The sequence below is a fragment of the Xanthomonas theicola genome (assembly GCF_014236795.1).
Taxonomy (GTDB): Bacteria; Pseudomonadota; Gammaproteobacteria; order Xanthomonadales; family Xanthomonadaceae; genus Xanthomonas_A; species Xanthomonas_A theicola.
Genome location: NZ_CP049017.1, coordinates 505,090 through 520,069 on the forward strand (window position 1 = coordinate 505,090; position 14,980 = coordinate 520,069).

General features: G+C 68.0%; 9 protein-coding genes and 1 pseudogene. 6 read left to right on the forward strand and 4 right to left on the reverse strand.

Annotation, left to right across the window (positions count from 1 at the left end; genetic code table 11):
- Positions 1-48: 48 nt before the first annotated feature.
- The 3 genes from rpsO (at position 49) to G4Q83_RS02275 (ending at position 3,952) form a co-directional block, all read left to right on the forward strand.
- Positions 49-309, forward strand: a complete 261-nt coding sequence (rpsO, locus tag G4Q83_RS02265) for a 30S ribosomal protein S15 (protein ID WP_128420391.1) — start codon at positions 49-51, stop codon at positions 307-309.
- Positions 310-473: 164 nt separating this feature from the next.
- On the forward strand, positions 474-2,582 hold the full coding sequence (gene pnp / locus G4Q83_RS02270) for a polyribonucleotide nucleotidyltransferase (protein WP_128420392.1): 2,109 nt from the start codon (positions 474-476) through the stop codon (positions 2,580-2,582).
- 264 nt (positions 2,583-2,846) lie between these two features.
- A protein-coding gene (locus G4Q83_RS02275; protein ID WP_185817403.1) for an IS3 family transposase occupies positions 2,847-3,952 on the forward strand; the annotation gives its coding sequence in 2 pieces (ribosomal slippage) (positions 2,847-3,105 and positions 3,105-3,952; 1,107 coding nt in all).
- Positions 3,953-4,016: 64 nt separating this feature from the next.
- Here G4Q83_RS02275 and G4Q83_RS02280 read toward each other — a convergent pair.
- The 4 genes from G4Q83_RS02280 to G4Q83_RS02295 form a co-directional block, all read right to left on the reverse strand.
- Positions 4,017-4,265 (reverse strand): hypothetical protein, encoded by a 249-nt coding sequence (locus G4Q83_RS02280; RefSeq protein WP_185817324.1) that lies wholly within the window; start codon positions 4,263-4,265, stop codon positions 4,017-4,019.
- Between the two features lie 275 nt (positions 4,266-4,540).
- Complete coding sequence (locus G4Q83_RS02285; RefSeq protein ID WP_185817325.1) at positions 4,541-5,620, reverse strand: IS630 family transposase; 1,080 nt, start codon at positions 5,618-5,620, stop codon at positions 4,541-4,543.
- A gap of 76 nt (positions 5,621-5,696) precedes the next feature.
- Positions 5,697-7,067, reverse strand: coding sequence for a sensor domain-containing phosphodiesterase (locus G4Q83_RS02290; RefSeq protein ID WP_128421614.1), 1,371 nt, complete (start codon positions 7,065-7,067; stop codon positions 5,697-5,699).
- 119 nt (positions 7,068-7,186) lie between these two features.
- Positions 7,187-7,501 carry a DUF3175 domain-containing protein gene (locus G4Q83_RS02295; protein WP_128421615.1) on the reverse strand — a complete coding sequence of 105 codons (315 nt, stop codon included), beginning with the start codon at positions 7,499-7,501 and terminating at the stop codon, positions 7,187-7,189.
- Positions 7,502-7,933: 432 nt separating this feature from the next.
- Here G4Q83_RS02295 and G4Q83_RS02300 point away from each other — a divergent pair.
- The 3 genes and pseudogenes from G4Q83_RS02300 to G4Q83_RS02310 all read left to right on the forward strand — a co-directional run.
- A pseudogene (locus G4Q83_RS02300) lies at positions 7,934-12,243 on the forward strand (DEAD/DEAH box helicase); the annotation flags it as partial.
- A gap of 513 nt (positions 12,244-12,756) precedes the next feature.
- Positions 12,757-14,421: a methyl-accepting chemotaxis protein gene (locus tag G4Q83_RS02305; protein WP_128421616.1), complete on the forward strand. Its 1,665-nt coding sequence runs from the start codon at positions 12,757-12,759 to the stop codon at positions 14,419-14,421.
- 10 nt (positions 14,422-14,431) lie between these two features.
- Positions 14,432-14,956, forward strand: a complete 525-nt coding sequence (locus G4Q83_RS02310) for a chemotaxis protein CheW (protein ID WP_128421617.1) — start codon at positions 14,432-14,434, stop codon at positions 14,954-14,956.
- Positions 14,957-14,980 lie beyond the last annotated feature (24 nt).

The window sequence follows — 14,980 nt, forward strand, 5'->3', positions numbered from 1 at the left end:
GTGCGTCATCCGCACGTTCCTGCCGGCTCCGCATCCCAGAGAAACCTCATGCCCATCGACACCCAGAAAATCATCGAAGAAAACAAGCGCGCCGCCGCCGACACCGGCTCCCCGGAAGTGCAGGTCGCGCTGCTGACCGCCCGCATCAAACTGCTGACCGGCCACTTCGGCACCCACAAGAAGGATCACCACAGCCGCCGCGGCCTGCTGCAGATGGTCAACCGCCGCCGCCGCCTGCTCGACTACCTGAAGAAGGAGGATGGCGAGCGCTACAAGGCGCTGATCGAGAAGCACGGCCTGCGTCGCTGAGTCAACGCACCCCACCGCGGCGCAGTGATGCGCCGCGGTTTTGTTTTGGGTAATACCCTGGCCCGGGGAACGCTCCGCGCCGCCGGCCGGATCCTCCCGGCCACCCGCCAGCGGCATGGGCCGTCAGCGGTCCATTCGAAGACAGCATCATCCAAGGAAACCCCGTGGCAAAAATCACCAAAACCTTCCAGTACGGCAAGCACACCGTCACCCTCGAAACCGGCGAGATCGCCCGCCAGGCCGGCGGCGCCGTCATCGTCAAGATGGACGACACCGTACTGCTGGTCACCGCCGTCGCCGCCAGGAGCGCGCGCGAAGGCCAGGACTTCTTCCCGCTGACGGTCGATTACCAGGAGAAGTTCTACGCCGGCGGCCGCATCCCCGGCGGCTTCTTCAAGCGCGAGGGCCGTGCGACCGAGAAGGAGACGCTGATTTCGCGTCTGATCGACCGTCCGATCCGTCCGCTGTTCCCGGAGGACTACAAGAACGAAGTGCAGATCATCGCCACGGTGATGTCGATGAACCCGGACATCGACGGCGACATCGCCGCGCTGATCGGCGCCTCGGCCGCGCTGTCGCTGGCCGGCACCCCGTTCAACGGCCCGATCGGCGCCGCCAAGGTCGGCTACAAGAACGGCGAATACCTCCTCAACCCGACCGTGTCGGAGCTGAAGGACTCGCAGCTGGAGCTGGTCGTGGCCGGTACCGCCAACGCGGTGCTGATGGTCGAGTCCGAAGCGGCGCTGCTGTCGGAAGAAGTGATGCTGGGCGCGGTCACCTTCGGCCATCGCGAGATGCAGAAGGTCATCAACATCATCAACGAGCTGACCGTCGAAGCCGGCACCAAGCCGTCGGACTGGGTCGCCCCGGCGAAGAACGACGGCATGATCGCGGCGCTGAAGGAAGCGGTCGGCGAGCAGCTGGCGTCGGCCTTCCAGGTGCGCGACAAGCTTCAGCGCCGCGATGCGATCTCGGCGATCAAGAAGGACGTGCTGGCGCAGCTGGCGCCGCGCGCCACGGTCGAAGGCTGGGTCGCCGCCGACCTGTCCAAGGAGTTCGGCGAGCTGGAGTACCAGACCATGCGCGGCTCGGTGCTGAGCACCAAGGTGCGCATCGACGGCCGTGCGCTGGACACGGTGCGCCCGATCAGCGTCAAGGCCGGCGTGCTGCCGCGCACCCACGGCTCGGCGCTGTTCACCCGCGGCGAGACCCAGGCGATCGTGGTCACCACGCTGGGCACCGCCCGCGACGGCCAGGTGATCGACGCGGTCAGCGGCGAGTACAAGGAAAACTTCCTGTTCCACTACAACTTCCCCCCCTACTCGGTGGGCGAGTGCGGCCGCTTCGGCGCGCCGAAGCGTCGCGAGATCGGCCACGGCCGCCTCGCCAAGCGCGGCGTGCTGGCGGTGATGCCGAGCATGGAAGAGTTCCCGTACACGATCCGCGTGGTCTCGGAAATCACCGAATCCAACGGTTCCTCGTCGATGGCCTCGGTGTGCGGCAGCTCGCTGGCGCTGATGGACGCCGGCGTGCCGGTGAAGGCGCCGGTCGCGGGCATCGCGATGGGCCTGGTCAAGGAAGGCGACGACTTCGTAGTGCTGTCGGACATTCTGGGCGACGAAGACCACCTCGGCGACATGGACTTCAAGGTCGCCGGTACCGCCGAAGGCGTGTCCGCGCTGCAGATGGACATCAAGATCGAAGGCATCACCGAGGAGATCATGAAGCAGGCCCTGGCGCAGGCCAAGGCCGGCCGCCTGCACATCCTCGGCGAGATGGCCAGCGCGCTGACCACGCCGCGGTCGGAGTTGAGCGACTACGCGCCGCGCCTGCTGACGATCAAGATCCACCCGGACAAGATCCGCGAAGTGATCGGCAAGGGCGGCTCGACCATCCAGGCGATCACCAAGGAGACCGGCACCCAGATCGACATCCAGGACGACGGCACCATCGTCATCGCCTCGGTCAACGCGATCGCCGCGCAGGCCGCCAAGGCGCGCATCGAGCAGATTACCTCGGACGTGGAACCGGGCCGCATCTACGAAGGCAAGGTCGCCAAGATCATGGACTTCGGCGCGTTCGTCACCATCCTGCCGGGCAAGGACGGCCTGGTGCACGTGTCGCAGATCTCCAGCGACCGCGTCGAGAAGGTCAGCGACGTGCTGAAGGAAGGCGATCTGGTCAAGGTCAAGGTGCTGGAGGTCGACAAGCAGGGCCGCATCCGCCTGTCGATGAAGGCCGTCGAGGAAGGCGAGGGCATGACCGCCGAGTAAGCCGTCGGCGCTTATCGCTGTACCAGCAAAAAGCGGGCTTCGGCCCGTTTTTTTCATGGGTGGCGCTGGCGCGGCGTGTGCTCCGTGAGCGATCGGGACGCGTAAGGCTATCCAGAGCTGCTCCTGCAACAGCAATCCAGATGCTTTAACGAGGCTTGCCGCGCGCTAGAGCAGTTTCGACTCTTGCTATTGGCACGACGTCCCCCCCGGTTTTGAGTAGCACGGCGATTTGGAGTCCAATCCCCAACGAGACGGAGATTGGACGTGAAGAAGCGCTTTTCCGAAGAGCAGATCATCGGCTTCCTGCGTGAGGCCGAAGCCGGCGTGGCGGTGAAGGACCTGTGCCGGCGGCACGGGTTCAGCGAGGCCTCCTACTACCTGTGGCGCAGCAAGTTCGGCGGCATGAGCGTGCCGGAGGCCAAGCGGCTCAAGGAGCTGGAGGCGGAGAACACGCGGCTGAAGAAGCTGCTGGCCGAGCAGCTGTTCGAGAACGACGTCATCAAGGACGCCCTGCGAAAAAAGTGGTGACCGCACCGGCGCGCAGGATGCTGGTGCGGCACCTGATGGAGCGCGGGCTCCCTGAGCGGCGGGCGCTGGCCGTGGTGCGGATGAGCGCCAGCGCGCTGCGCTACGTCCCACGTCCGGATCGCAACGTCGAGCTGCGCGAGCGGATCCTGGCGCTAGCGCAGCGGCACAAGCGCTACGGCGTCGGGATGATCTATCTGAAGCTGCGGCAGGAGCAGTGGCCGGTGAACTACAAGCGGGTGGAACGGCTGTATCAGGAGGCCAGGTTGCAGGTGCGCCGGCGCAAGCGGAAGAAGGTGCTGCTGGGCGAGCGCCAACCGTTGCTTCGGCCTGGAACCGCCAACCAGGTCTGGTCGATGGACTTCGTGTTCGACCGCACCGCCGAGGGCCGGGTGCTCAAGGCCCTGACCATCGTCGACGATGCCACGCACGAGGCGGTGGCGATCGAGGTGGAGCGGGCCATCTCCGGCCACGGCGTGGCCCGGGTGCTGGATCGGCTGGCGCTGACACGGGGTCTGCCGCAGGTGATCCGCACCGACAACGGCAAGGAGTTCTGCGGCAAGACGATGGTGACGTGGGCCCACGAGCGCGGTGTGCAGCTGCGCTTGATCCAGCCAGGCAAGCCGAACCAGAACGCCTACATCGAGAGCTTCAACGGCCGCCTGCGCGACGAATGCCTCAACGAGCACTGGTTCCCGAGGCTGCTGCACGCCCGCACCGAGATCGAGACCTGGCGACGGGAATATAACGAGGAGCGACCGAAGAAGATCTTGGGCGGCCTGACCCCGGCCGCCTATGCCCAACAGCTAGCGGCCAAAGCCGCTACGATGAAACCCGGACTCTAAAGAGCCCCGCTACTGAAAGCGGGGGGACGTCGGGCAGCCAGCGGAGTGTTGTGGGAGTCAACTGTCATGCAGAGGCGAGCGCAGGAGGCGCGTACGTCGCTCGATCGCGCGCGATGTCATTGAGCCACCGCAGGTATTTGTGCATGCATGCGACGATGGCGACCTTGGCGGGCTTGCCTGCGGCGGTGAGGCGCGCATAGATGTGGGACAGCGGGGATCCGGTGCGGATCCAGGCCCAGGTGGCCATGATGGACAACACCTGGCGCACGTCGGCGTGAAAGTTCGTCGCGACTGAAGGCCGGACGGCCATCACGCTGACCCGTTCCCAGGGTCAGCTTCGCGTCCACCGCCTGGGCGATCGCCGCGAAGTCGATATGGCGCGACAGCAGCGTCAGCCGGTCGCCCATCTGCTGCCGCTTGGACTCGCGTTCGTGCCCAGCAAACAAGCTGATCATCGCAAGACCTCGGCTGTCTTTTTTTGGCCTTTTATGATGCCAAAAAAGGGTTTTTAGAGGTGCCCTGAAGTCGCTCCCACAAGTGGCATCATTTGGATCGAAAGTGCTCTAGTGTGATGTCTCACAAATAATATTAACTAAGTTTAGTGGCCGCCCATGCGACGCGGGTGATAATAGAATCAGCACTCTTGTGCCAGACAAAAGGCTTCGGATTCTCGTTGTGGCGGTCGATGTAGTCTTTGATGGCCTGCTCCAAATCGTTGACGCGGGTGTGGGCGCCACGCTTGATCCACTGCTCACTGAGCTGACTGAAGAAGCGCTCGACCAGGTTGAGCCATGAGGCCGAGGTCGGAGTGAAGCGGACGTGGCAGCGGGGATGGGCCGCCAACCAGGCACCGACCTTCTCCGTGTTGTGCGTACCGTAGTTGTCCATGATCAAATGGATCTCCTGCTTGCCCGGCACAGTGGCCTCGATGGTTTTCAGGAACCGGAGACATTCCACGCTGCGGTGGCGGGGCTTGAGCTGTCCGATGACCTTGCCGGTGGCTACATCCAATGCTGCAAACAGCGAGGTCGTCCCATGACGCCGGTAGTCATGGGGGCGCGTGGCCGGCTTGCCAAAGCTCAGCGGCAAGCCGGGCTGGGTGCGGTTGAGCGCCGGGATCTGGCTCTTCCCATCGACGCACAACACCAGCGCACGGTCCGGCGGAGCCAGGTACAGCCCCACCACATCACGCCCCTTGTCCACGCAATGCGGATCCGTGGACAGTTTGAAGGTCTCTTGCAAGTGCGGCTTGAGACCGAAGGCATGCCAGATGCGTTGCACCGTGGCTGGCGAAACGCCGGTCTGCCGGCTCATTTGGCGCACGCTCCAATGCGTGGCGTTTGCTGGCGCGCTCTGGCGGACCTTGTCCACAATCTGCTGGACCTGTTCATCGTCTACGCTGCGCGGACGTCCTGTACGCGGAGCATCCGTCAGCCCGGCCAATCGGTAGGCCTCGTAGCGTCGCCTCCACTTGGATACCGTCTGGATCGTGGTCTGCAAGCGCTCAGCGATCACGTTTCCCGACTCCCCTGCTGCGCAACCCAACACGATCCGCATGCGTAGTTTCTCGTCCTCCGGCGCCTTGCGTATTCGCAGGCGGCCCTTCAGTTCCGCGCACTCGGCATCAGTGATCTGCAGCTTCGTGACGGGGCGTCCTGTGCGAGCCATCGCTATCGTCTCTTACACGGAAAACACTTCGACAGCCAAGTTGCTACATAGTTCAGATTATTTGTGAGACACAACACTAGCCCGGCTCGTCGCCGATCACCGGATAGCGCGTCAGGTGCGCCGACAGCGGCCCCGGATGGGCCAGCTGGTAGCCCTGCCCGTAGCGCGCGCCCAGCGCCTGCAGCGTCGCCAGCTCGCTCTCGGTCTCGATGCCTTCGACGATCACGTTGGCGTCGGTCTCGGCGGCGAAGGACAGGATCGCCAGTGCCAGCCGCTGGCGCCGCGGTTCGGCATCGATGCCGCGGGTCAGGGTCAGGTCCAGCTTGATGATGTCCGGCGACAGGTGCAGCAGGTGGTGCAGGCTGGCGAAGCCGATATCGGCGTCCAGAGCGATGCGCAGGCCCTGCCGCTGCAGCGCGCCGATGTGCCCGGACAGGCGCGGATAGTCCGGCGCCTGCAACTGCTCGGTGATTTCCAGCACCACCCGCGACAGGTCGTGGCCATGCAGCAGCGCTTCCAGCTGCGGGTGCAGCAGAGTCTGCGCGGAGACGTTGATCGCCAGGTACAACGGCGCCGGCAGCTGCGCCAGCAACGGCAGCGCCTTGCGCGCCGCGGCCAGTTCCAGCTCCAGGGCCAGCCCGACCCTGCTCGCGTCCTCGAACCAGCGCAGCGGCGGCTGCCCGGGGTTGGACGGGAACCGCGACAATGCCTCCACGCCGACGATGCGCTGCGTGGCCAGCGCCAGGACCGGTTGCGTCACGATCTGCAGGCGCTCGTTGGCGACCGCTTCGCGGATGCGCGTGGCGATCGCCGCCCTCTCGCGGAACGCGTGTTTCTCCGCGTTCTGGCGGCGCGCGATGTCGGTCTGCAGCGCGGCACGGTCCATCGCCAGCGCCAGGGTCGCGCCGACCAGGGTCGCCAGCATCTCCAGCGTGCGCACGTCCTGTGCGGTGTAGCTGCAGCGGTAGGGCGACATCACCTTGAGCACGCCGATGCCGCGGTCGCCATAGCGCAGCGGCACCACCAGCATCGAGCGCAGGCCGACCTTGCGGCAGGCGGCGCGGTTGACCCGCGGGTCTTCCTCCGAGTCGTCGCATTGCAGCACCTGACCGCTGCGCATGCACAGCCCGGACAGGCTGTCCTGGCTGGGCAGGCGCAGGCCCAGGTGCTGTTCGGCGATGCCGCTGGCCGACCAGTACAGCATGTCGTTGCCGTCGCACATCTCCACCACCGCGCCGGTGGAGCGGGTCAGTTCCTGCGCACGGCGGGTCACCACGTCCACCACCTGCAGCGGATCGCTGCCGGCCGCGGCGATCTCGCCCTGGGCGAGGATGATCCGCGACAGCAGCAGCGCGTCCTCGCTCATCGCCGAGGCGACGGGAGCGCGCTCGGCAGTGGCATCGGCAGGGCGCTGGACCCAGTCCGAAACGTCGGGTTCCTTGCTCATGCGCCGATCATGCGCCCATGTTTCGGCGCAGGGCAATCGGATCGCGCCTGGACGGCGCCAGCGGAATGCGGAATTGCCGCGCGCATCACGCTGCGCCGCGCGGCGCAGCGTCGCCGCCTTCAACCGGCGGCGCCCTTGCGTGGCCTGCCGTACAGACTGCGCAGTTCGTCCTTGGCCTGCTCCAGCACCTCGCGGCGCTGGGCCGGCAGTTGCTTGCCGGCGCGGTTGATATAGAAGGTCAGCATCGACATCGCGGAGCGGTAGGGCCCGGTACGGCGCCGCGCGCTCTGGTCGGCGGAATGCTTGAGCGAACGGGCGATGGACACCGGGTCGTCGCGTTCGAACACGTTGGCGGCGAGGTCCAGCGCGTCGCTGGATTCGTTGACGTGCTGGACCCAGTGGGTGGTGGAGACGTTCGAGTCGCTGTGTGCCATTGGTGATGCTCCTTGGCTGGTGACGAAGTGTGGTGACGGAGTGAAACGATGGAACCCATCCAGGACGTCCGCATCGCTGCGGATCGGTTCCTTCGCGCAACGCCGCAGGCATGCGGGCAGCGTTGCGCAGGCACCCGTGCGCCGGTGTTCGATCGTGCTTCCGTGCTGCATGCAGGCTTCCGGGTGGCTCCTGTGACGTCATCGACAACATAACCGCGCCTCCGCACCTGCGTGGTAGACAGCGCAGTTCTGGATGAACGATTAACCGAAAAACCTCTTGAAAACAGCCGTGCGCTGCACCCCCGCTTGATCGGCGCCTGTAACGTACCTGTTGCATGCGCCGTTTTCGCGAATGTCGCGTGGGACAATCGCGACGGTTCCGCCTTCCGCGCATCGCATCCGATTGCAATGGCGCGCGTCGCAGGAGACCGCATGTCGTTCGTACAAGCACGCTTCCATCCCGCCGTCGCCCGTTGGTTCGAGCGCCGCTTCCCTGCGCCCACACCGGCGCAGCTGGCCGCGTGGCCCGCGATCCAGGCCGGACGGCACACGCTGGTGGCCGCGCCGACCGGCTCTGGCAAGACCCTGACCGCGTTTCTCGCCGCGCTGGATGCGCTGTTGCGTGAAGGTCTGCGCGATGGCGTGCTCGCCGATCGCACCCAGGTGCTGTACGTATCGCCGCTGAAAGCGCTTTCAAACGATATCCGGCTCAATCTCGAAGCGCCGCTGGCCGGCATCCGCGCCGAACTGGCCGCGCTCGGCCTGCCCGCTGTGGAGATCCGCACCGCGGTGCGTACCGGCGACACGCCGCAGCGCGAGCGCGCGCAGGCGCGGCGGCGGCCGCCGTACGTGCTGGTGACCACGCCCGAGTCGCTGTACGTGCTGCTTGGTTCGATATCCGGCCGCGATGCGCTGCGCCACGTGCGCACGGTGATCGTCGACGAGATTCACGCGCTGGCGGCGAACAAGCGCGGCAGCCATCTGGCGCTGTCGCTGCAGCGCCTGCAGCAGCTGTGCGCGGCGCCGCCGCTGCGCATTGGCCTGTCGGCGACGCAGAAGCCGATCGACGCGGTCGCGCGCTTCCTGGTCGGCAGCGCTGCTGCGGTGGATGCGGGGCGGCCCGATTGCGCGATCGTCGACATCGGCTATGCGCGCGCCCGCGACCTGGCGCTGGAATTGCCGCCGACGCCGCTCAGCGCGAGCATGTCCAACGACCAATGGCAGCAGGTGTACGCGCGCCTGGCCGAGCTGGTGCGCGCGCATCGCACCACGCTGGTGTTCGTCAACACCCGGCGCATGGCCGAGCGCACGGCGCGGCACCTTGCCGAGTTGCTCGGCAGGGACGCGGTGGCGGCGCATCACGGCAGCCTGGCGCGCGAGGCGCGGCTGCTCGCCGAGCAACGGCTCAAGGCCGGTCGGCTGCAGGCGCTGGTCGTCACCGCATCGCTGGAACTGGGCCTGGACATCGGCGAGGTGGACCTGGTGTGCCAGCTCGGCTCGCCGCGCTCGATCGCCAGCTTCCTGCAGCGCGCCGGACGTTCCGGCCACGCCGTCGGCGGCACGCCGAAGGCGCGGCTGTTCCCGCAATCGCGCGACGATCTGGTCGAATGCGCGGCACTGCTCGACTGCGTGCGCCGCGGCGAACTGGATGCGCTGCGCCTGCTCGACGCGCCGCTGGACGTGCTGGCGCAACAGATCGTTGCCGAGGTGGCGTGCCAGGAATGGGACGAGGACGCGCTGTATGCGCTGGTGCGCGGCGCCTGGCCCTACGCGGCGCTGCCGCGCGTCTGCTTCGACGCGGTGCTGCGGATGCTGAGCGAAGGCTTCAGCACGCGGCTGGGGCCGCGTGCCGGCTATCTGCATCGCGACGCGGTGCATCGCCGCGTGCGTCAGCGCCGCGGCGCGCGCCTGGCGGCGCTGACTTCCGGCGGCACCATTCCCGAGAGCGGCGACTACAGCGTGCTGCTGGAGCCGCAGGCCGAGACCATCGGCACGGTCAACGAGGATTTCGCGGTCGAGAGCCTCAGCGGCGACGTGTTCCAGCTCGGCAACGCCAGCTACCGCATCCTGCGCGTGGAGCCGGGGCGGGTGCGGGTGGAGGACGCGCGCGGCGCGCCGCCGAACATCCCGTTCTGGCTTGGCGAGGCGCCGGGGCGCAGCGACGAACTGTCGGCCGGCGTGGCGCGGTTGCGCGCGCAACTGGAACAGTGCATGGAGCAGGGCGGCGCGGCGCAGGCGCTGGCCTGGCTGGACGCGGAACTGGCGCTGGATGCCGCCGCCGCGCAACAAATCGTCGACTACCTGGGTCGCGCGCGCGCCGCGCTGGGTGCGCTGCCCACGCAGCAGTGCATCGTGCTGGAGCGCTTCTTCGACGCCAGCGGCGGCACCCAACTGGTGATCCACAGCGTCCACGGCAGCCGCATCAACCGCGCTTGGGGCCTGGCCCTGCGCAAGCGCTTTTGCCGCACCTTCAATTTCGAACTGCAGGCGGCGGCCACCGAAGACGCGATCGTGCTGTCGCTGTCGACCCGGCACAGCTTCGCGCTGGAGGACGTCGCGCGCTACCTGCATGCGTCGTCGGCGCTGCAGGTGCTGGTGCAGGCGCTGCTGGATGCGCCGCTGTTCGGCGTGCGCTGGCGCTGGAACGCCACCAATGCGCTGGCCTTGCCGCGCTTCGCCGGCGGGCGCAAGGTCGCCCCGCAACTGCAGCGGATGAAGTCCGAGGACCTGCTGGCCACGGTGTTCCCGGACCAGGTGGTGTGCGCCGAGAATCTGGTCGGCGAGCGCGAGATTCCCGAGCACCCGCTGGTCGCGCAGACGTTGCACGACTGCCTGCACGAGGCGATGGACAGCGACGGCTGGCTGCGGCTGTTGCGCGGCATCGAGGATGGCAGCGTGCGCGTGCTGGCGCGCGATCTGGCGGCGCCGTCGCCGCTGGCGGCCGAGGCGCTGGACGCACGGCCGTACGCGTTCCTCGACGATGCGCCGCTGGAAGAGCGCCGCACCCAGGCCGTGCACGGCCGTCGCTACCAGGATCCGGACAGCGCCGAGGACCTCGGCCGGCTCGATCCGGAGGCGATCGCCGCGGTGCGCGCCGAGGCCTGGCCGCAGCCGCGCAGCCGCGACGAGATGCACGAGGCGCTGGTCGCGCTCGGTGCGCTGGCGGACGCCGAGGCCGCCATGCACGCGGCGTGGCCGACCTGGCTGGCCGAACTGGCCGCCGATGCGCGGGCCACTCGCCTAGCAGGGATTGATGCCGACGGCGCCGCGCTATGGGTTGCGGCCGAATCGCTGGCGCTGGTCGCGCCGTTGTATCCGCAAGCCGCCGCGCAGCCGCGCATCGCCGTGCCGGACGGCTACGCGATCGACGACTGGCAGCGCGACGGAGCGTTGCGCGAGCTGTTGCGCTCGCGCCTGTCCGCCTTGGGGCCGGTGACCGCGGCGTCGCTGGCAGCGCCGCTGCGGCTGCCGCTGCGCGAGGTGCAGGCGACGTTGCTGGCGCTGCAGCAGGACGGCTACGTGCTGCCCGGCCGCTTCAGCGCCGAGGCCGCCGCCGAGTGGTGCGAGCGCCAGCTGCTGGCGCGGATCCATCGCTGCACGCTGGGCCGGCTGCGCCGCGAGATCGAGCCAGTGGCGCCGCGCGACTACGCGCGCTTCCTGTTCCGCTGGCAGCACCTGGACGGCGAAGGCCAGGTCGCCGGCGCCGAGGCGCTGGCCAGCGTGCTGGCGCAACTGGAAGGCTTCGAGGCGCCGGCGGCGCTGCGGGAGGCCGAACTGCTGTCGGCGCGGGTGCGCGACTATGCGCCGGGCTGGCTGGACGAGCTGTGCAGCGCCGGACGCACGCTGTGGACGCGGCTGCGCCCGGCGGCGGCTGCCATGGCCGGCGGCGGTTCGCTGCGCAGCACGCCGATCGTGCTGCTGCCGCGGCGCAGCGCGGCGCAGTGGGCGCGGCTGGCGTCGATGCCGGTCGTTCCCGGCGCGCTCGGCACGCGCGCGCAGAAGGTCGCCGACTGCCTGGGCGCGCGCGGCGCCTCGTTCTTCGATGAGATCGCCGACGCCACGCGGCTACTGTCCACCGAGCTGGAAGAGGCGCTGGCGGAACTGGTGGCCGCCGGCCGCATCCATTGCGACAGCTACGCCGGGCTGCGCGCGTTGCCGGTGCCGGCATCGAAGCGGCCGTCGGCGCTGTCGCGGCGCCGGCGCCGGGTGCCGCTGTACGCCATCCAGGACGCGGGCCGCTGGGCGCTGTTACGCGGCGCCGTGGACGCCGGCGACGGCGCCGCCCGCGCCGAGGCGGTCGAACATCTGGCGCGAACCCTGCTGCGCCGCTATGGCGTGGTCTGTTGGCGCCTGCTCGAGCGCGAGGCGGCGTGGCTGCCGCCGTGGCGCGAACTGCTGCGCGTCTATCGCTGGCTGGAGGCGCGCGGCGAGATCCGCGGCGGACGTTTCATCGACGGGCTGTCCGGCGAGCAGTTCGCGCAGCCGAGGCGATCGGACTGTTGCGCCGGATGCGGCGCGAACCGCACGACGGCGCCTGGCTGTGCGTCGCCGCCGCCGACCCGGCGAACCTGCTCGGCAGCGTGCTGCCGGGCAACCGGGTGCCGCGCATGCCTGGGGCGCGGGTGCTGTACCGCGATGGCGTGCCGGTGGCGACCTGGGTGGCGGAGCGTTTCGAGCCGCTGCAGGCGTTGAGCGCCGCCGACAGCGCCGGCGCGCGGCAGCGCCTGAGGACGGCGGCGGGCCTGCATGCCGGTATCGCCACGATCGCGGTTCGCGGCTGAGGCCGCGGCATCGCGACGGGGGCTGCGTCCGGCGCCCGCGCCATTGCCGCCGCGCTGCGCGATGGCGCATTTCACTCTTTGTCTACAAGCAACGGCGGTGTGCATCCCAGTTCATTGCCGGCCGGTGATGGTGGGAATTGGCCGCAAAGGACAAATGCGGCATTCCGGCCGAAACATGGCGACACCGCTCCAGGCAAGCGAGACCACTGCGGTGGAAGGCTCTTTCCGTATTCAGCGAAGCCTCGCCGGCGCTTGTCCGTATGCGCGATTCTGCAGTTTAGGCCGCGGTTAAAGACGGCTTTGCCGATTGCCGATAGCCTGCAAGCAACGGGCGATCTGCACTGCGTCGACGCCACGTCGATGCCACATCTGAAAGACGTTGCCGATTCGTTCCCGATCGGCTTGGTGCAACGGGAAGGACGTTCGGACGCGTCGTGGTGGCGCGCTCGTTACCAAACAATCGGGGGAATCATCATGTTGGGCAATGTGAAAATCGGTATCAGGTTGACCGGCGCGTTCCTTATCGTCGCCGCCATCGGTGCGTGCATCGGTTGGATCGGCATCCTCAACTCGGGAAAGATCAACGAGTATGCGACGCGGCTGTACGAGCGCGAACTGGTCGGCATGTCGAACCTGAAGGAAGCCAACATCAACCTGATCAACGCCGGGCGCGCCCGCCTCAACCTGCAACTGGCCAGCTCCGAGGAAGAGCGCCTGAAGCAGATCGCCAATCTCGACAAATACACCTCGGAAGTGGTGGAACACATGAACAAGGCCAGGGCCTTGCTCGATGAGCCGGAGGCCAAGGCCAAGCTGTCGCACTTCGATCGGGTGTGGAAGAACTATCTGGAACTGCGCGGTAAGTTCGTCGAATCGGTCGTGCAGCAGCCGCTGCCGGTGGGCAATGCGCAATTGGCCGAGTTGTCCAGGGCGGTGCGCGGCAGCAGCGACGAACTGGATGCGCTGATGTCGGACCTGAGCATGATCAAGGAAGCCAATGCATCCAAGGCCAACGATGCGACCGGCGATATCTATGCCAGCAGCACCAAGACCCTGGTCGCGATCATCGTCGGCGGCGTGCTGCTCGGGGTCGGCCTGGGCTTCTTCATCAGCCGCAGCGTGACCAAACCGATCGGCAATGCGGTGGACGTGGCCAACGCGCTGGCGCAGGGCAACCTGAGCATCCTGATCGAGACCAAGTCCACGGACGAAGCCGGCCAATTGCTGCTGGCGATGCGGCGCATGGTCGAAAAGCTCCAGCAGGTGGTCGGCGAGGTCAACGCCAGCGCGCAGTCCCTGGCCGGTGCCTCGGAGGAGGTCAGTGCGACCGCGCAGTCGCTGAGCCAGGCATCGACCGAGCAGGCGGCCGGCGTGGAGGAGACCAGCGCCTCGCTGGAGCAGATGACCGCGTCGATCGGGCAGAACACCGAGAACGCACGCATCACCGACGGCATGGCCGCGCAGGCGGCCAAGGAAACGGTGGAGGGCGGCGAGGCGGTGGTCGCCACGGTATCGGCGATGAAGCAGATCGCGCAGAAGATCGGCATCATCGACGACATCGCCTACCAGACCAACCTGCTGGCGCTGAACGCGGCGATCGAGGCCGCGCGCGCCGGCGAGCACGGCAAGGGCTTCGCGGTGGTCGCCGCGGAAGTGCGCAAGCTGGCCGAGCGCAGCCAGGTCGCCGCGCAGGAGATCGGCGAGGTCGCCGGCAGCAGCGTGCAGCTGGCGGAGAAGGCCGGGCGTCTGCTGGAGACCATCGTGCCCAGCATCAAGAAGACCTCCGACCTGGTGCAGGAGATCGCCGCGGCGTCGCAGGAGCAGTCCTCCGGCGTGGCGCAGATCAACTCGGCGGTGGTGCAGCTGAGCCAGACCACGCAGCAGAACGCCACCGCGTCCGAGGAACTGGCCGCCACCGCCGAGGAAATGAGCTCGCAGGCCGAACAACTGCAGCAGTCGATGGCGTTCTTCCATTTGGGCCAAGAGAACGCGCCGCGCGCGCCCCGCAGCGTGGACAAGCCCGCCGTCAAGCCGCTCGCCAGCGGCCGAGCCGGGGCGCGGCGCGCGCGTCCGCGCATTGCGCAGCCGGCGTATGCGATGGCGGCGGGTCCGGACGAATCGCAGTTCGCCAGCTTCTGAGGAGCACGCCATGCACGCATATCCCGGCAATGCAGCGGCGCTGCCGCTGAAGACGGACGCGGCGTCGGTGCCGGCGCAGTTCCTGACTTTCCAGCTGGAACGGGAGCTGTTCGGCCTGAACATCGTCGGTATCCACGAGGTCATCGCGTATCGCGCGCCGACACCGGTGCCGACGCTGCCCGCCTGTGTGCGCGGCGTGATCAATCTGCGCGGCGCCGTGGTGCCGGTGGTGGACCTGCAACGGCGGCTCGGCCGCACGCCCAGCCAGGTCACCCCGCGCAGTTGCATCGTGATCGCGGCGGCGCAGGACGCCGGCACGACGCAGGCGTTCGGCCTGCTGGTCGATGCGGTCAGCGAAGTGCTGGACATCCCGGAGCAGCAGATCGAGACGGCGCCGTCGTTCGGCACCGGCATCGGCCACGAACTGCTGCAGGGCGTGGCCAAGCTGGAGGGCCGCCTGGTGATCCTGCTGGACCGCGAGCGCATGCTGTGCATGGACGCTGCCGCCGCGGCAGCGCTGCAGGCGGCGGCCTGAAGCAGCGCACCTGCGCCGACGCCG

Excerpts from the sequence above, each read along its gene's own strand:
- rpsO (WP_128420391.1), top strand. The coding sequence starts at position 49 with ATGCCCATCGACACCCAGAAAATCATCGAAGAAAACAAGCGCGCCGCC.
- G4Q83_RS02285 (WP_185817325.1), bottom strand. The coding sequence starts at position 5,620 with ATGGCTCGCACAGGACGCCCCGTCACGAAGCTGCAGATCACTGATGCC.
- G4Q83_RS02290 (WP_128421614.1), bottom strand. The coding sequence starts at position 7,067 with ATGAGCAAGGAACCCGACGTTTCGGACTGGGTCCAGCGCCCTGCCGAT.
- G4Q83_RS02295 (WP_128421615.1), bottom strand. The coding sequence starts at position 7,501 with ATGGCACACAGCGACTCGAACGTCTCCACCACCCACTGGGTCCAGCAC.
- G4Q83_RS02305 (WP_128421616.1), top strand. The coding sequence starts at position 12,757 with ATGTTGGGCAATGTGAAAATCGGTATCAGGTTGACCGGCGCGTTCCTT.
- G4Q83_RS02310 (WP_128421617.1), top strand. The coding sequence starts at position 14,432 with ATGCACGCATATCCCGGCAATGCAGCGGCGCTGCCGCTGAAGACGGAC.